Annotated in this window: 15 protein-coding genes; 3 read left to right on the forward strand and 12 right to left on the reverse strand. The window is 67.7% G+C overall.

Features of this window, described 5'->3' with window-relative positions; all coding sequences use genetic code 11:
* Window positions 1-28 precede the first annotated feature (28 nt).
* Both HNO51_RS14550 and HNO51_RS14555 read left to right on the forward strand, forming a co-directional pair.
* Complete coding sequence (locus tag HNO51_RS14550) at window positions 29-925, forward strand: polysaccharide lyase (RefSeq protein ID WP_197448011.1); 897 nt, start codon at window positions 29-31, stop codon at window positions 923-925.
* A gap of 47 nt (window positions 926-972) precedes the next feature.
* Window positions 973-2226, forward strand: coding sequence for an alginate lyase family protein (locus HNO51_RS14555; RefSeq protein WP_209537709.1), 1254 nt, complete (start codon window positions 973-975; stop codon window positions 2224-2226).
* A 57-nt stretch (window positions 2227-2283) separates the two neighbouring features.
* On the opposite strand, the gene HNO51_RS14560 is transcribed toward HNO51_RS14555, so the two are convergent.
* The 11 genes from HNO51_RS14560 to HNO51_RS14610 form a co-directional block, all read right to left on the reverse strand.
* Window positions 2284-3579 carry an adenylosuccinate synthase gene (locus HNO51_RS14560; RefSeq protein ID WP_197448013.1) on the reverse strand — a complete coding sequence of 432 codons (1296 nt, stop codon included), beginning with the start codon at window positions 3577-3579 and terminating at the stop codon, window positions 2284-2286.
* 100 nt (window positions 3580-3679) lie between these two features.
* Window positions 3680-4885, reverse strand: a complete 1206-nt coding sequence (locus tag HNO51_RS14565) for an ATP phosphoribosyltransferase regulatory subunit (RefSeq protein WP_197448014.1) — start codon at window positions 4883-4885, stop codon at window positions 3680-3682.
* A 173-nt stretch (window positions 4886-5058) separates the two neighbouring features.
* Entirely contained in the window at window positions 5059-5943 is an 885-nt protein-coding gene (gene hflC / locus HNO51_RS14570; RefSeq protein ID WP_197448015.1) for a protease modulator HflC, read from the reverse strand.
* A complete protein-coding gene (gene hflK / locus HNO51_RS14575; RefSeq protein ID WP_197448016.1) occupies window positions 5944-7167 on the reverse strand; it encodes an FtsH protease activity modulator HflK in 1224 nt (407 codons plus the stop codon).
* A 148-nt stretch (window positions 7168-7315) separates the two neighbouring features.
* Complete coding sequence (hflX, locus tag HNO51_RS14580) at window positions 7316-8632, reverse strand: ribosome rescue GTPase HflX (protein WP_197448017.1); 1317 nt, start codon at window positions 8630-8632, stop codon at window positions 7316-7318.
* Between the two features lie 8 nt (window positions 8633-8640).
* A complete protein-coding gene (gene hfq / locus HNO51_RS14585) occupies window positions 8641-8892 on the reverse strand; it encodes an RNA chaperone Hfq (protein WP_103968388.1) in 252 nt (83 codons plus the stop codon).
* Between the two features lie 90 nt (window positions 8893-8982).
* Window positions 8983-9921 (reverse strand): tRNA (adenosine(37)-N6)-dimethylallyltransferase MiaA, encoded by a 939-nt coding sequence (gene miaA / locus HNO51_RS14590; RefSeq protein ID WP_209537710.1) that lies wholly within the window; start codon window positions 9919-9921, stop codon window positions 8983-8985.
* A gap of 15 nt (window positions 9922-9936) precedes the next feature.
* Window positions 9937-11880 carry a DNA mismatch repair endonuclease MutL gene (mutL, locus tag HNO51_RS14595; RefSeq protein ID WP_209537711.1) on the reverse strand — a complete coding sequence of 648 codons (1944 nt, stop codon included), beginning with the start codon at window positions 11878-11880 and terminating at the stop codon, window positions 9937-9939.
* A complete protein-coding gene (locus HNO51_RS14600) occupies window positions 11877-13352 on the reverse strand; it encodes an N-acetylmuramoyl-L-alanine amidase (protein WP_234283738.1) in 1476 nt (491 codons plus the stop codon). Before HNO51_RS14600 ends, mutL begins: the two co-directional genes overlap by 4 nt.
* Window positions 13352-13852: a tRNA (adenosine(37)-N6)-threonylcarbamoyltransferase complex ATPase subunit type 1 TsaE gene (gene tsaE, locus HNO51_RS14605; protein ID WP_197451064.1), complete on the reverse strand. Its 501-nt coding sequence runs from the start codon at window positions 13850-13852 to the stop codon at window positions 13352-13354. Before tsaE ends, HNO51_RS14600 begins: the two co-directional genes overlap by 1 nt.
* Window positions 13833-15395 (reverse strand): NAD(P)H-hydrate dehydratase, encoded by a 1563-nt coding sequence (locus HNO51_RS14610; protein WP_209537712.1) that lies wholly within the window; start codon window positions 15393-15395, stop codon window positions 13833-13835. Before HNO51_RS14610 ends, tsaE begins: the two co-directional genes overlap by 20 nt.
* 100 nt (window positions 15396-15495) lie before the next feature.
* Between HNO51_RS14610 and queG the strand changes: the two genes are divergently transcribed.
* A complete protein-coding gene (gene queG, locus HNO51_RS14615; protein WP_209537713.1) occupies window positions 15496-16596 on the forward strand; it encodes a tRNA epoxyqueuosine(34) reductase QueG in 1101 nt (366 codons plus the stop codon).
* A gap of 159 nt (window positions 16597-16755) precedes the next feature.
* On the opposite strand, the gene orn is transcribed toward queG, so the two are convergent.
* Window positions 16756-17340: an oligoribonuclease gene (gene orn, locus HNO51_RS14620; protein ID WP_197448022.1), complete on the reverse strand. Its 585-nt coding sequence runs from the start codon at window positions 17338-17340 to the stop codon at window positions 16756-16758.
* Window positions 17341-17421 lie beyond the last annotated feature (81 nt).

Consider the following 17421-nt stretch of genomic DNA (forward strand, 5'->3'; position numbering starts at 1 on the left):
TGCCCCACCTTCGACAGCGGAGGCACGGATGCCGCACACCCCACGTCGCCCAGCCCATGCCACCCTGCTGCTCGGCCTGTTGAGCGTCGCCGGGGGGCTCCCCGGCGTCAGCGCCGATGCTCCCGACGATGGCGATCTTCCCTCTCCGCGCCTGGCGCCCTGTTCGGAGCGCTATCCCCTGGTGGCCACCCTGAGACCACGACATGCGCTGCAGACCGCCAAGGGGGCGATTCGCGAGGACTTCGCCTCGACCCGTGACTGGGGCACCGAAACCAATGCCGAATTGCTCGCCGCCGTGACCAGCGGGTTGGCGGAGCCGGCCCTGCGCGCCCACTACCCCCGTAACAGCTCTTCGCCCAGCGATGCCGAACGGAAGGACATACCGCGTGGCGGCCTCGGTTTCTATACCGAGGAAAGGGGCTTGCAGGATACCGACCGGGCATGTCTACACTATCGGTTACGGTTTGAAGAAAACTTTGACTTTGTAAAGGGAGGTAAGCTTCCCGGACTCTACGGCGGTGACGCACCTAGCGGCGGCGAGGCAGTGACGGGAGAGAACGGCTTCTCGCTGCGCCTCATGTGGCGCCAGGACGGACAGGGCGAACTCTACCCCTATACGGTCGGTCTCGAAGGCGACTCCCTTGGCCGCGGCAGCTGGCACTTCCCCACCGGCCGTTGGGTGACCGTCGAGCAGGAAGTGATCCTCAACGACCCCGAAGAGCGCGATGGCATCGTCCGGCTATGGATCGATGGCTGGCCCGTCCTCGAGCGCAGGGAGATGGTGCTGCGCACCACTGAAGCGCTCGGCGTCGACGGCGTGATGTTCTCGACCTTCTTCGGCGGCACGGGCGAGAAGTGGCGTACGCCGCACGACCAGCACGTCGACTTCTCCGCCTTTCGTCTTTACGCACCCGAGCCAAGGTAGCGGCTAGCGTCAGCCGCTGCCGCATCGAAGCAGGAGGCTGACAAACGATGAGCTACCAAGGAAAGCATGCTCCCTACGCTACCATCCCCCCCTGGATCGTGCGTGCGACGGCCGCGGTTCTGCTGGCAGGCAGCGCCGCGACTCAGGCCCTGACGCTGGAGGAGCGCCGGGAACTGGATCTCTCCGATTACACCGTGCGTGACGTGGACGCGTCCTACTTCGACGTCGAGGAGCGCATGGCGCTGCTCCGGGAGACGGACAACAGCCTGTTGCTACAGCATCGTGAGGAGCTGGCCAAGTATGCGCCGAGCTGCCAACAGCGGCTGGAAATCCCGACCATCACCGACCAGATGCGCATTCCCGGCTTTTATCCCACTCCCGACGCCTGGAGGCTCGCCACCGAGCCGCTGTTCGATTTCGAGGATACCGTCTCGGAGCTCGCCGGCGCCTACGTCGCCAGCGACGACGATTACTATGCCGAATGCCTGGTCAGGTTCCTCGACAAGTGGGCCCGGGACGATGCCCTGCTGGATTTCCATTACCACTGGGAAGAGCCCCAGGCCTGGTTCTCGCTGGAGTCGATGATCTTCGCCGCCGGCATGGCCTATTCCGTGGTTCGCCCCCATGTGGAGGGGCTGGACGAGGAGCAGGCGCGGGTGGAAGCGTGGCTCAACGAACTGGCCAGCGTCCACATGGAGATCGAAGGTGCCGACAGCAGCTGCTGCAACAACCACTTCTATCGCCGTGCGCTCTATGCCGCCATGATCGGGGTGCTGACCGAGGATGACGACATGTTCCGCTTCGGCGTCAGCGCGATCCATTCCGCCCTGCATGACATGACCGAGGAAGGAGCGTTTCCGCTCGAGATGGAGCGCGGCCGTCGCGCTACCCACTACCAGAACTACGCGCTGCTCTATCTGATTCCGATCATGGAGATCACCCACCGCCAGGGCTACGACGTTTATGACATGGAGATCGGTGGCGGCAGCATGCACGATGCGGTGGACTTCGCCATGGATATCCTCGAGGATCCCGCCGAGCTGGGCGACCTGGCGCCGCGCGAACAGTACACGGGGTTTCTCAAGGACAACCAGTACTTCGCCTGGATGGAGATGTATCGCGCCCGCTTCGGGGAGTCGCGCTTCGACGACTTCCTGGCTTCGATGCGCCCCATCTACAACCGCGGCGCCGGTGGCTACGCGACCTTGTACTTCATGGACCCCGACGTGCAACGGCATCTGGTGATCGACGACGAAGGTCGGCGCGAAACGCAGGCATTCGAAGGACTCTCGCGTAACTGAGGCGGGATACGACGAGGCCGGCACCCAGGTGCCGGCCTCGTCCGCCGCGAGACGCGCTCAGCCCTCGAACGGGTTGCGCAGCACGATGGTCTCGTTGCGATCCGGACCGGTCGAGACAATGTCGATCGAGGTGCCCACCTTCTCCTCGAGGAAGCTGATGTAGGAGCGCGCATTGGCCGGCAGGTCCTCGATGCGCTTGGCCCCCAGGGTCGACTCGCTCCAGCCCGGCAGGTCCTCGTAGACCGGCTCGACCGCCTCGTAGCCCTCCGAGTCGACCGGATTGTCGAGCACGTCGCCGTCCTTGCTGCGATAGCCCACGCAGACGCGGATGTTCTCGAGCCCGTCGAGCACGTCGAGCTTGGTCAGGCAGATCCCCGAGACCGAGTTGATCTGCACCGCGTGGCGCAGGGCCACGGCATCGAACCAGCCACAGCGGCGCGGGCGCCCGGTGGTGGCGCCGAACTCATGGCCGCGCTCGGCCAGGTGGCGGCCATGCTCGTCGAACAGCTCGGTGGGGAACGGGCCCGAGCCGACTCGGGTGGTATAGGCCTTGGTGATACCGAGCACGTAGTCGAGGTAGAGTGGGCCGACGCCGGAGCCGGTGGCGGTGCCGCCGGCGGTGGTGTTGGAGCTGGTGACGAACGGATAGGTACCGTGATCGATGTCGAGCAGCGACCCCTGGGCGCCTTCGAACAGAATGTTCTCGCCGGCGCGGCGCAGCTCGTGCACCAGGCTCACCGTATCGCACACCATCGGACGCAGTTCCTCGGCCATTTCCATGGCCTCGTCGAGGATCTGCTGGAAGTCCACCGCCTTCTCGCCGTGATAGTTGACCAGCACGAAGTTGTGGTAGTCGAGCACCTCGCCGAGCTTGGAGGCGAAGCGCTCGCGGTGCAGCATGTCGCCCAGGCGCAGGCCGCGACGCGCCACCTTGTCCTCGTAGGCCGGACCGATGCCGCGGCCGGTGGTGCCGATCTTGGCCACCCCGCGAGCCTTCTCGCGGGCCAGATCGAGGCGCACGTGGTACGGCAGGATCAGCGGGCAGGCCGGTGAGAGACGCAGCCGCTCGCGGACCGGCACGCCCTTGGTCTCGAGTTCGCGGATCTCCTTGATCAGCGCCTCCGGCGACAGCACCACGCCGTTGCCGATGACACAGGTCTTGCCCTGGCGCAGGATGCCGGAGGGGATCAGGTGCAGCACGGTCTTCTCGCCGTCGATGACCAGCGTATGCCCGGCGTTGTGCCCGCCCTGGAAGCGTACCACCGCCGCGGCGGATTCGGTCAGCAGGTCGACCACCTTGCCCTTGCCTTCGTCACCCCACTGGGTACCCAGTACGACTACGTTCTTGCCCATTGTGTCTCGTCTCTCGTGTCGGCGCCGCGTACGTGCGCGTCGATGATCCGGCCCTGCGGGCCGTGCTCGTCATCCGGCCCGCTTGCCGGTCTCGTCCAATTCAGCCTCGCTCGGCTGGTTCGCCCCTGCCCTGGAGCGCCTGCGTCTGCCAGCGACCTTCAACCTGCACCAGCCGCAGGCTGCAGCGATGCGCTTCGGGCGACGTCGTCTGCCCCGGCAGCGCCTGCACCACCCGGTGCCCAGCATCGCGCAGCGAGGCGATGGCCTCTGCCACACCCTCCCCGTCGGCGGGTGCCCAGATGCCGTCACAGGCCGGTTCGCTCTGCACCAGCGTGGCGAGCAGCTTCAGGTCCATCGAGAAACCGGTGGCGGGGCGCGCCCGGCCGAAGGCGCGCCCGGTATCGTCATAGCGGCCGCCCTTGGCCAGCGCCTGGCCGTAACCCGGCACGAAGGCCGCAAACATCATCCCGGTGTGGTACTGGTAGCCACGCAGTTCGGCCAGATCGAAATAGAACTCGACCTCGGGGTGCTCCTCGGCCACCCCCCGGTACAACGCCTCGAGCTGCGCCAAGGCGCCAGTCACGGCCGCCGGGGCACCGACAAGGGCATCGCGCGCGTTGTCGAGCACTTCGGGTCCGCCATGCAGGCGGCCCAGGGCACGGAACATCTCCGCCAGCGTGGGGTCGCTCACGCCTGCCTCGATCTGCTGGGCCAGTGCCCCCGGCGACTTCAGCTCCAGGGCCTCGAACAGGGCGCGCTCCTGGTCGGGTTCCAGTTCGGCCGCCTGTACCAGGCTACGATAGATGCCGATATGGCCCAACGCCAAGTGCAGCTCGCCGGCCCCGGCAGCCTTGAGGCTCAACAGCGCCAGGCGCAGGATCTCCAGGTCCGCCTCCAGGCCGGCATGGCCGAACAGCTCGACGCCGACCTGCACCGGACTGCGCCCTCCCTGGTGCTGGTCGGCCTTGGCCCGCAGCACATTGGTGCAGTAGCACAGCCTGGCCGGCCCCTGGTGATGCATGGAGTGGGCGTCCATGCGCGCCACCTGGGGCGTCACGTCCGCACTCACCCCCATCAGGCGCCCGGTGAGTTGATCGGTCAGCTTGAAGGTTTGCAGGTCCAGATCGGTGCCGGTACCGGTCAGCAGGGAGTCGAGGAATTCCACCGGCGGCGGCATCACCTGATCGTAGCCCCAGCGGTAATAGAGGTCGAGCAGCGCCCGGCGCAGCTCCTCCATGCGGCTCGCCTGGGGCGGCAGCACTTCATCCATGCCGTCGGGCAGCAGCCAGCGGTCAGCAATGGTCATGTCGTCAATCCTGCAAGGCGATTGGGCGGGCAAAAAAGGACGCGATGGCGAAAAAGGCCCACAAAAAAACCGGGCCACGCCCGGTTGACCGATTCTACCACGTTTAGCGGCCGGTTGAACCCCGCCCGCCAACACGAGGAGGTCGGCCGCCCCTGCGGCCGACCTCATGTGGCTCACTCCCCGTTCTGGACCTCGGGGCTACGCAGGTAGCGGAAGAAATCGCTGGTCGGGTCGAGCACCAGCATGTCCCGCTCGCCGTCGAAGCTGGCGCGATAGGCATTGAGGCTGCGCCAGAAGGTGAAGAACTCGGGGTTCTGGCCGTAGGCCTCGGAGAAGATCGCGGCCGCTTCGGCATCCCCCTCGCCGCGCAGGGTCTCGGCCCGCTCGGTGGCCTGGGCCAGCAGCACCTGGCGCCGACGATCGGCATTGGCGCGGATGCGTTCGGACTCTTCCTGCCCCTGGGCACGCCATTCGCGGGCCTCGCGCTCGCGCTCGGAGCGCATGCGGTCGAACACCGCCGTCGAGACGTCGTCGGGCAGGTCGATGCGCTTGACGCGAACGTCGAGGATCGACACGCCGAGCTCCTCGCGCATCAGTGAGTCGAGCTCCTGGGTCGGCCGGATCATCAGGTCGTCGCGACGCTCGGCGATGATCTGCTGAAGGTCGAGGCGGCCGAACTCGTTACGCAGGCTCTCGTCGACCCGCGGCTGGATCAGGCGGATCGCCATGGTCTCGTCGCCGGCCGTGGCCTCGTAGTAGCGCGTGGGGTTGACCACCTGCCACTTGACGTAGGAGTCGACGATCACCGCTTTCTGCTCGAGCGTCAGGTAGCGGCTGGTGTCGGTGTCCAGCGTCAGCACCCGGGTATCGAACTTGCGAACCGTCTGGGTGATCGGCACCTTGAAGTGCAGCCCGGGCTGAATGTTCTCCTCGATGACCTCACCGAAGCGCAGCTTGACGGCGCGTTCGGTCTCGTCGACCACGTAGAGACTGTTGCTGGCAAGCCAGGCCACGGCAGCGAGGCCGCCGACGATGATCAAGGAACGGTTGTTGACCATTTAGCGGCCCTCCCTGCGGATACCACCGGTATTGCTACCCCCCTGCGACGACGAGGCGCTGCGCAGGCGCTCGAGCACACGCGGGTCGAGTTCGCCGTCTTCGCCGCGATCCGCCTCGCCGCTGCCTTCGCCGCCGGCCCCGCCGGGGCGCTGGTCGAGCGGCAGGTACATCAGCGGCGCATCCTCGCGCACGTCGACCAACACCTTCGGCGTACGCGCGAAGACGTCGGCCATGGCATCGAGGTAGAGACGTTCGCGCATGATCTCCGGCGCATTGCGGTACTGGGCCAGCAGCGCGTTGAAGCGGTTGACCTGACCCTGCGCCTCGGCCACCACCGATTCGCGGTAACCCTGGCCCTGCTCGACCAGACGCTGGGCCTGGCCCTGGGCGGCCGGGATGATGGCGTTGGCGTAGGCCATGCCCTCGTTGATGGTCCGCTGGCGATCCTCGCGCGCCCGGATCACGTCGTCGAAGGCGTCGATGACCGGTGCCGGCGCCGAGGTCGACTCGATGTTGATGGTCTGCAGGCGAATGCCGGTGCCGTAGCTGTCGAGATAGGTCTGCAGGCGGCTCGCCACGGAGCTGCCGAGGATTTCGCGCCCGGAGGTCAGGATCTCGATCATGTCGGTGCCGCCGACCACGTGGCGCAACGCGGAGTCCAGTGCGTTCTCGATGGACAGCTGCGGATTGCGCACGTTGAGCACGAAGTCACGCGGATCGTTGACCTGATACTGGGCCGATATCTCGACCTCGACAATGTTTTCGTCGCGGGTCAGCATCGACTGGGTCTGGGTCAGCGAGCGCACGCGGGTGACGTTGACCATGCGCACGTCGTCGATCAGCGGCGGGTTCCAGTGCAGGCCGGGCCCCACCACGGTCTGGTACTCGCCGAAGCGCAGCACCACGCCGCGTTCGGCCTGGTCGACCAGGTAGAAGCCCATCGCCCCCCAGATGCCCAGGGCGATGATGAGCAACAGCCCGGGCAGGGCAAAGGTGTTGCGCGGACGCCCGCCTCCGCCCTTGCCGCCACGGCCACCGCCCTTGCCGCCACGGCCGCCGAGCATGTTGTTGAGCTTGTCCTGGAACTTCTTCAGGGCCTCGTCAAGGTCGGGTGGCCCCTGGTTCCCCCCCCGGTTTCCGCCGCCGCCATTGCCACCGCCGCGCCGGCCCCCGCCGCTCCAGGGGTCATGCTGATTGCCGCCACCCGGCTCATTCCAAGCCATACGTCGTCTCCACTCTGCGTTACCCCCCGCCGGCGTCTCGATCGGCCGCATGGGGAGATCGGTTGCTATCCTGTAGGGTCATCCGAAGGCGTCCGAGGCCATGGTTACCAGGGGAAGTCAGTCCAGCCGGCCAAGACAACCGCAGTCGTCATGCATCCCATACCGGCCGCTGGTGCAGTTCGGACGGCAGGTAATCCTCCGCCCGCTCTCCCAACCGGGCCATCAGCTGCAGGAAGTCGCGGCGCGGCAGGCGCACCTCGAGCCGCACCTTCCCGCCCTCTTCGTAGTGTTCTTCTCGCACGGCGCCAAGCTCGTGCAGGCCCGCCCTCAGCCGGCCCTGCTGGGGCGCCAGGTGCATGCTGAAGTCGATGACGTCCTCCGCCAGGCACTCGGAAAGGGCCTGGCCGAGCAGCTCGAGCCCGAGCCCGTCACGCGCCGACAGCCAGACCACTTCGGGCCGCCCCTGCCCGTCGCGCTCGATGCGCGGTGCACTGTCGAGCAGGTCGATCTTGTTCATTACCTTGAGCATCGGCACGTCGTGCGCACCGATCTCGTCGAGCACGCCTTCGACCTGGGCCACGTTGAGCTCGCGGTCCGGGTCGGCGGCATCGATCACGTGCACCAGCAACGAGGCCTCGGCCGCTTCCTGGAGGGTGGCCTGGAAGGCCTCCACCAGCTTGTGCGGGAGATGGCGAATGAAACCCACGGTATCCGCCAGCACCACCGGCCCAACGTCGCCGACCTCCAGCCGGCGCAGGGTCGGGTCGAGCGTAGCGAACAACTGGTCGGCCGCATAGACCTTCGCCTCGGTCAACGCATTGAACAGCGTCGACTTGCCGGCGTTGGTGTAGCCGACCAGCGAGACACTGGGGATCTCCGCCCGGGCCCGCGCACGGCGGTTCTGGCTGCGCTGGCTGCGCACCTTGTCGAGGCGCTTGTGAATGGCCTTGATGCGCGCCCGCAGCAGGCGGCGGTCGGTCTCGAGCTGGGTCTCACCCGGGCCGCGCAGACCGATGCCGCCCTTCTGGCGTTCCAGGTGGGTCCAGCCACGTACCAGGCGCGTGGACATGTACTCCAGCTGGGCCAGCTCGACCTGCAGCTTGCCTTCGTGAGTCCGCGCCCGCTGGGCGAAGATGTCGAGTATCAGCCCCGTGCGATCCAGCACCCGGCACTTGAGCTCCCGCTCCAGGTTGCGCTCCTGGGATGGGCTCAAGCCATGGTTGAAGATGACGAGTTCGGCACCATGCACCGCCAGCGCCTCGCGGAGCTCCTCCACCTTGCCGCTACCGATGAAGGTGCGCGAATCGGGCCGATGCCGGCTGCCGCTGAGCAGCATGGCCGGCTCGGCACCAGCGGAACGGACCAGTTCCATGAACTCGCCCGGATCCTCGCGTTCCCGCTCGTCCTGGAAGTCGACATGGACCAGTACTGCCGTTTCGCCGGCATCGGGTCGTTCAAAAAACAATCAATACCTCACGCATTGCTGTCCGGCTGGGCCGCAGGGTCCTGCGGCGGTAGCCGCACGTTGCGCGAAGGCACCACGGTGGAGATGGCGTGCTTGTAGACCATCTGACTGACGGTGTTGCGCAACAGGATCACGAACTGATCGAACGACTCGATCTGTCCCTGCAGCTTGATGCCGTTGACCAGGAAAATCGAAACCGGAATGCGCTCCTTGCGCAGGATGTTCAGGTACGGGTCTTGAAGGGACTGCCCTTTGGACATGTTACCTCTCCCTAATACGTTCTCATGAGGGGTGGAAGGTTGTGTTCATTCTCGGCTGGTCACCCGGCCACTCGAAGCCAACATCTTACGCTAAGAGCCCGATTCACGCACGAAATTCAGGACGGCGTCCAGCGCATCCCGGCTCTGGCTATCGACCCAGTGTAGCGCTGTCCAGCTGCGCAGCCAGGTCAATTGACGCTTGGCCAGCTGCCGGGTCGCCACCACGGTGCGCTGGCGCAGCTGTTCGAGATCGCCCTTGCCGTCGAGGTATTCCCAGACCTGGCGGTAGCCCACGCTTTTCATCGACGGCAGGCCGAGATGCAGATCGTCACGCGCCTTCAGCGCCTCGACTTCGGCGATCAGGCCGGCCTTCAGCATGATCTCGAAGCGAGCGGCGATGCGCTCGTGCAGCACACGGCGATCGAAGGGCGTAAAACCTATCGACAGCACTTCCCAGGGGAAGGTTTCAGGACGTTGCCGACGCCACAGCTCGGTCAGCGTCGTGCCGCTGGCTCGATAGACCTCCAGCGCCCGCATCAGGCGCTGCGGATCGTTGGGGTGGATGCGCCGGGCGGCCTCGGGGTCGACCTTGGCGAGCTCGGCATGCAGCCCGGCCAGGCCGTGGCGTTCGACCTCTCGCGCCAGCTCGGCGCGGATCGCCGGGTCTGCCGCCGGCAGGTTGGCCACGCCCTCGAGCAGGCGCTTGGCATACATCATGGTGCCGCCGACCAGCAGCGGGGTGCGCCCGGCCGCGCTGATACGTCGCATCTCGCGGCGGGCATCCTCGCGAAAATCCGCCGCCGAGTAGGGCTCGGCCGGATCGCGGATATCGATCAGCCGGTGCGGTGCGCGCGCCAGCTCTTGCGGCGACGGCTTGGCGCTGCCGATGTCCATGCCGCGATAGACCATCGCCGAGTCCATGCTGATCAGCTCGCAGTCGAGCCGCTCGTGCAGTTCGATCGCGAGATCGGTCTTGCCGGCGGCGGTCGGCCCCATCAGCAGGATAGCGAGCGGGCGTCGTTCGGACATGGCGTGAAGGCTTCCTTACTGCCCGCGCAGGAACAGGCGGTCGAGCTGCTTGAGCGACATCTCGGTCCAGGTGGGGCGGCCATGGTTGCACTGGCCGCTGCGCTCGGTGCGCTCCATGTCGCGCAGCAAGGCGTTCATCTCGGCGACGGTCAGGCGCCGGTTGGCACGCACGCTGCCGTGACAGGCCATGGTGGCCAGCAGTTCGTTGATACGCGCGGCGAGGCGGTCGGAGCGGCCATAGCGCTCGAGGTCGCCCAACATGTCGCGGATCAGCGGCTCGACGTCGGCATCGGCGAGCAGCGCCGGCACCTGGCGTACCAGCAGGGTCTCCGGCCCCGCCACGTCGAGCTCGACGCCCAGGCGGCTGAAGGCGTCGCGTTCGGCTTCGGCGGTCGCCACTTCGGCGTGGCTGGCGGCCATCGACACTGGCACCAGCAGCGGCTGCGCCTCGAGCGCCCCGCCGTGCACCTGCTCCTTCATGCGCTCGTAGACGATGCGCTCATGGGCGGCGTGCATGTCGACGATGATCATGCCCTGTGCTGTCTGCGAGAGAATGTAGATGCCATGCAGCTGGGCAATGGCGAAACCCAGCGGCGGTATGCCGCTGCCCTCCGCCGCCGCCGGCAGGGACGATGCCGCCGTGGCCGAAAGCACCGGCGACGAAGACGATGCCTCGGCGCCGGCCGATTCGGTGCCGGCCGGCTGCGGTGTCAGCAGATGCTCCTCATGCTCGGGATGCAGCGCGCGATAGCCGCTCATGAAGGCGCGCACGCGATCGGCCGTGACCCGTTCTGCCGGCTCGCTGGCGTGATGCAACCCGATGGCCTGTTGCTGCCAGCGCCCGGCCGGCTCCTGCACCGCGGCTTCGCCGCCCTGACTCACGATGGGGGACGCCTCGTCTGCGGCACCCTCGGCAACACCGCCATGCGCGGCCGGACGCGCCTCGGCCAGCGCTCGGTACAGGCTGGAGAAGAGGAAGTCGTGCACCAGCCGGCCGTCACGGAAGCGAACCTCGTGCTTGGTGGGATGGACGTTGACGTCCACCACCGCGGGGTCGACCTCCAGGTAGAGCACGAAGACGGGATGGCGGCCGTGAAACAGCACGTCGCGGTAGGCCTGGCGAATGGCGTGCGCCACCAGGCGGTCGCGCACCACGCGCCCATTGACGAAGAAGTACTGCTGGTCGGCCTGGGCGCGGGAATGGGTCGGCAGGCCGACCCAGCCCCACAGGCGCAGGCCGCCGGCGGCGAGATCGAGGTGCAGGGCGTTGTCGAGGAAGCCCTTGCCCAGCAGCGCGGCGATGCGTCGCTCGCGACGGGCGGCATCGTCGCCCGCCGGCAGCTGGTGCACGGTCTTCTGGTTGTGGCGCAGCACCCAGCCGATGTCGTAGCGCGACAGCGCCAGGCGGCGGAAGGCCTCCTCCACGTGGCCGTACTCGGTCTTCTCGGTGCGCAGGAACTTGCGTCGCGCCGGCGTGTTGAAGAACAGGTCGCGTACCGTGACCGAGGTGCCCCGCGGATGCGGTGCGGGGGAGACGCGGGGCTCCATCTGGCGCCCCTCGGCCACCACGCGCCAGCCACTGCGCGGGTCGTCGTCGACGTTGGCGACGAGCTCGAGGCGCGAGACCGAGCTGATCGAGGCCAGCGCCTCGCCGCGGAAGCCGAGGCTGGCCACGCCTTCGAGATCCTCCAGCGAGGCGATCTTGCTGGTGGCATGGCGCGACAGCGCCAGCGGCAGGTCCTCCTCGGCAATGCCGCTGCCGTCGTCGCGCACGCGGATCAGTCGGGCGCCGCCGGCCTCGAGCTCCACCTCGATACGCCGGCTGCCGGCATCGATGGCGTTCTCGACCAGCTCCTTGACCACCGACGCCGGGCGTTCCACCACTTCGCCGGCGGCGATCTGGTTGGCCAGCCTGGGGTCGAGGACGCGGATGCGCCGGGTGTCGTCGACTACCGTCATGAGCGCGGAATCCGTAATACCTGTCCGACGCGGATCACGTCGCCATTGAGTTCGTTGGCCTGCTTGAGCTGCGCCACCGGCACGCCGTGCCGCGCGGCGATCTGCGACAGCGTATCGCCCGGCTGGATGCGGTACTCGTTGCCGGAGGGCGTGCGCTGATTGTCGCGCTCCCAGGCCAGCAGGCTCGCGGGCGGCGGGTTGCTGCGGAAGTGGGCCCGGATACCCTCGAAGATCGACTCCGACATTCGCTGCTGATGGCCCGAATCGCGCAGGCGGCGCTCCTCGTCGGGGTTGGAGATGAACCCTGTCTCAATCAGCAGCGAGGGAATGTCGGGCGACTTCAGCACCATGAAGCCGGCCTGCTCGACCCGCGACTTGTGCAGACGATTGACGCGCCCCAGCTGATCGAGCACCTGCCCACCGATGGCCAGCGAATCGTTGAGGGTGGCGGTCATGGTCAGGTCCAGCAGTACGCCGCGCAGCACCTCGTCCTTGTCGTTGAGCGAGAGGTTGCCGTCCACGCCGCCGATCAGATCGGCCTGGTTCTCGCTCGCCGCCAGCCACTGGGCGGTTTCCGAGGTGGCGCCGCGCTGGGACAGCGCATAGACGGAGCTGCCGTTGGGGCGCGGGCTGTTGAAGGCATCGGCATGGATCGAGACGAAGAAATCGGCCTTCTGCTCACGGGCGATGCGGGTCCGCTGGCGCAGCCCGACGTAGTAGTCCCCATCGCGGATCATCACCGCGCGGAAGCCTTCGGTGTCGTCGACCAGGCGCTGCAGGCGCCGGGCGATCTCCATCACCACGTCCTTTTCGCGGACGCCGCTGGGACCGATGGCGCCCGGGTCCTCGCCGCCGTGCCCGGCATCGATGGCGATGATGATGTCGCGACGCGGATGCGGCGCCGCCGGCTGCTGCGCCACCACCTCCGGGTCGATGCGCGGGGTCTCGCCGTCGGCCTCGTTGCGGTGTCGGTTGGCGGCGATCTCCTGCTCGCGGATCATCGCCTCTATGGGGTCGATGGGGTTCTGGACCGCGCTCTCGCCCGGATATTCCATGTCGACCACCAGGCGATGGCCGTACTGATCGTTGGGCGGCAGGGTGAAGTGGCGCGGCTCCACCTCGCGGGAGAGTTCCAGCACCACGCGCAGGCCGCCACCGTCGCGCACTCCGCTGCGCACCGCGGTGATGGCGCTGCCCTCCAGCTCCAGGCTCGCCAGGTCGGTGTCGAGCCCGCTCTGGTCGAGGTCGATCACCAGGCGCCGCGGGTTGTCCAGGGTGAAGACGTTGGCCTCGGCATGGCCCGAAAGGTCGAACACCAGGCGTGCATGATCCGGTGCCGCCCACAGGCGGATATTGTCGACCTGAGCCGCCTGGACCGGCACGGCCGGGGCAGCCAGCAGCGCCAGGACCAGCAGCAGGCAGCAGCGGGCCGCGTGACCGACATGACCGATGGGCAGGTATCGCGTACTCATCACGGCGTTTCACGCTCTCCGTTGCTGATCGTGTCGGCAAGAGCGGCCTCTCTCGCCAGCGCCTCGAGCGCCGACCGGCCATGCTCGGTATACGCCTCGAGCCGTGCCTCACGCCCGCTATCGCAAAGGCTCAGAGCCACGTGCAGGTCGGGCATGGGCAGCCAGCCTTCGCCCCGGCTCGGCCACTCGACGATGCACAGCGCATCGTCGGCGAACAGGTCGCGGCCGCCGATGAACTCCAGTTCCTCCGGGTCGCCCAGGCGGTAGAGGTCGAAGTGGTAGACCCGCCCGCCCTTCAGCTCGTAGGGCTCGAGCAACGTATAGGTCGGGCTCTTGACCGCGCCGGCATGACCATGAGCGCGCAGGATGCCGCGCGTGAGCGTGGTCTTGCCCGCCCCCAGCTCGCCCTCGAGATAGACACGACCGCGCCCCTTCAGGGCCGTGCCCAGGCACTGCCCGAAGACGACCTGACGCTCCTCGTCATCGAGTCTTATGCGCATCATGGCCCCCCGCCAGCGAATGGAACCCCGGCACGAACCCGGGGTTGACGACGATTCGCGCATAGGATGCCAGATCGGCGGCCAGCAGACCACGCTCCCCCGCGTCGCGTACGGCCATGTCGGCGGCCATGGCATGCACCATGACACCGAGCCTTGCCGCCACTGGCCCTGCCAGCCCCTGGGCCAGCAGCGCGCCGAGAATCCCGGTGAGAACGTCGCCCATGCCCCCCGAGGCCATGCCCGGGTTGCCGTAGGGGCATACCGCCATGCCATCCGGCCCCGCCACCAGGCTGCCGGCGCCCTTGAGCACGACCACGCCGCCATAGCGTCGCTGCAGCTCACGCGCCGCCGCGGGCCGGTCGGCCTCCACTTCCGCCGCGCTGCAGCCCAGCAGGCGAGCCGCCTCACCCGGGTGAGGCGTCAGGATCCAGTCGTCCCGGCGCTGCCCAGGGAAATGCGAGGCCAGCAGGTTGAGGCCGTCGGCGTCCACCACCAGCGGCGTCGAGGCAGCCAGTGCCGCCTGCAGCATGCCCTGGCCCCAGGCACCCTGCCCCAACCCCGGACCAACCGCCAGCACATCGGCCTTCTCCGTCAGCTCGCCGAGTTCGGCGGCGCCGCGCAGGCCGTGCACCATCACCTCGGGGCGGTAGGTCAGGCAGGCGGTGACGTGCTCGGGCGCCGTGGCCAGGCTGATCTTGCCGGCGCCCAGTCGCGCCGCTGCCTCGCTGGCGAGCAGCGCCGCCCCACCGAAGCCCGGCGCACCGCCCAGCACCAGCACATGGCCCATGGCCCCCTTGTGGGCATCCCGTGAGCGGGGCGGCAGCCACACCTCGAGCAAGGCCTTGTCCAGCAGCTCTGCAGCCGGCACCAGATCGGCATGGCGGCGTGCCTCGACGCCCAGGGCACGAAAGTGGACCTCGCCGGTACGTGCGGGCGCGCGCCCGGTATGCAGGCCGACCTTGTCGCCGATGAAGGTCACCGTACGTGTCGCACGCACCGCCACGCCGAGCTCGGCCCCGGTATCGGCGGCGAGCCCGGAGGGAATGTCGATGGCCAGCACCGGCAGCCCGCTGGCGTTGATCGCCTCGATGGCCTCGCGGAATTCGCCGCGCACCTCACCGGTGAGGCCGGTACCGAGCAGGGCGTCGACGATCACCTCGCCGGAGAACGCGATCCCCTTGCGCCATGGCTCGAGCCCCACGCCGGCGGCGGTTGCCATTTCGGCGGCGCGCGCAGCATCGCCATCGAGCGTCTTCGGCGGCTTCAGCGCAATGCGCTGCACCTCGACGCCGGCCACCGCCGCCAGCGCGGCCAGCACGTGGCCATCGCCGCCGTTGTTGCCGCCGCCGCACAGCACGCTGATGCGCTTCACCCCGGGCCAGCTCGCCCTGAGGCTCTGCCAGGCCGCCGTGGCCGCCCGCTGCATCAGGGCGAAGCCCTCGATTCCCGCAGCGATGGTGCGCCGATCGAGTTCGCGGACCTGGTCGGCGCGGTACAGTGGACGCAGCGTCAGCTGCTCGTGGTCGGAACGATTGCCAGACATCCCGTGTCTCCCAGCCGGCATTGCTTTATCATGGGAGTGTATGCGCTGCGGCGCACAAGCCAATCCCCCCGCTGTGTTTTTGCCCGGTTTTTTCTCGATCATGCCTCTCCCCGCGACCCTGGACGACAACGCGCTGGCCGAACTGGCTACGACGATCAAGACTTGGGGCCGCGAGCTCGGCTTCCAGCAGGTGGGCATCGCCGATGTCGACCTGGCCGAGGACGAGCGCCATCTGCAGCGCTGGCTCGATGCCGGCTACCACGGCAAGATGGGCTTCATGGCCAAGCACGGCAACAAGCGCACGCGCCCCGAGGAGCTGGTACCCGGCACCCTGCGCGTGATCAGCGTGCGCCTGGACTACCTGCCCGCGGAGGTCGAGAGCGCCAAGGTACTGGGCCAGCCGCAGACGGCCTATGTCTCGCGTTATGCGGTGGGCCGCGACTACCACAAGCTGATGCGCAAGCGCCTGGCCACCCTGGCCCAGTGGATCGAGGAACGCATCGGCCCGTTCGGCTATCGTGCCTTCGTCGATTCGGCGCCGGTGATGGAGCGCGCCCTGGCGCGCAAGGCCGGGCTCGGCTGGGTGGGCAAGAACGCCATGCTGCTCAACCCTCGGGCGGGCTCGCTGTTCTTCCTCGGCGAGCTCTATGTCGACCTGCCGCTGCCCCTCGATTCCCCCTTCGACAGCGAGCACTGCGGCAGCTGCAGCGCCTGCCGCACGGCCTGCCCCACCGGGGCCATCGTCGAGGACAAGGTGGTCGACTCCCGCGCCTGCATCTCCTACCTCACCATCGAGCTGTTCGGCAGCATCCCCGAGCGCTATCGCGAGGCCATGGGCAACCGCGTGTTCGGCTGCGACGACTGCCAGCTGGTCTGCCCCTTCACCCGCTTCACCCGCGCCACGGCGGAGGACGACTTCGCCCCGCGCCACGACCTGGATCGGGCCAGCCTGGTGTCGCTGTTCGCCTGGGGCGAGGAGGAGTTCCTCGACAAGACCGCCGGCAGCCCGATCCGTCGCATCGGCTACGAGCGCTGGCTGCGCAACCTGGCAGTGGGGCTGGGCAACGCCCCCTGGAGCGAAGCCGTGGAGGCCGCCCTGCGTGCCCGCCTCGCCTACCCCTCCGACCTGGTGCGCGAGCACGTGCGCTGGGCGCTCGAGCGGCAGCGGGAAAAGCGTAGCAGAGTCATCGCCCGCGTCTGAATAGTGGCTGAACCGCGGCTTTTCCGGGGACAGCTCACCTCGAAGTGTCACAAGCCAGGTATGCCTACTACTCCTCATTTCGCTCGTATTGTCGTCACGGCCAAATCGTTCGCATGACAGCTCCACTCATGCCTCCAAGGGCTGAGCCAGGTTTGTTGCTCACTCCTCTTCGTCGCGCTCGCTACCGGCCAGCCGCAAGAAGGTATTGCGATAGTGCGCCAGCTCGGCCAGCGACTCGCGAATGTCGTCAAGCGCCTGGTGCGTGTTGCGCTTGTTGAAGCCGGCCAGTGCGCCCGGGTTCCAGCGCTTGGCCAGCTCCTTCAGGGTCGAGACGTCCAGGTTGCGGTAGTGGAAGAAGGCCAGCAGTTCGCGCATCTCGCGTTCGAGGAAACGCCGGTCCTGATGCACGCTGTTGCCGCACATGGGCGAGGTGCCGGGCGCCACGTAGCGCTTCAGGAACTCGAGGGTCTGCCGCTCGGCCTCGGCGGTGTCGATACGGCTCTGCTTGACCCGCTCGACCAGGCCCGACTCGCCGTGAGTCTTCTGGTTCCACTCGTCCATGGCGGCGAGCAGGCTGTCGGGCTGGTGCACGGCGATCACCGGCCCTTCGGCGATGAGGTTGAGATCGTTGTCGGTGATCAGGGTGGCCACTTCGATGATGCGCTCGCGCTCGGGCTCGAGCCCGGTCATCTCGAGGTCGATCCACACCAGCAGATCTTCACGCGGCGCAGGAGTGTTGGGCATGGGTCAGGCTCCAGGTTGAAGGGCGCGGCAGGACAGGCCGAGCCACGCTGGGTACAATGCCAGCATTGTAACGATCTTCGG

Source organism: Billgrantia sulfidoxydans (assembly GCF_017868775.1).
In the GTDB taxonomy this organism is placed as follows: Bacteria; Pseudomonadota; Gammaproteobacteria; order Pseudomonadales; family Halomonadaceae; genus Halomonas; species Halomonas sulfidoxydans.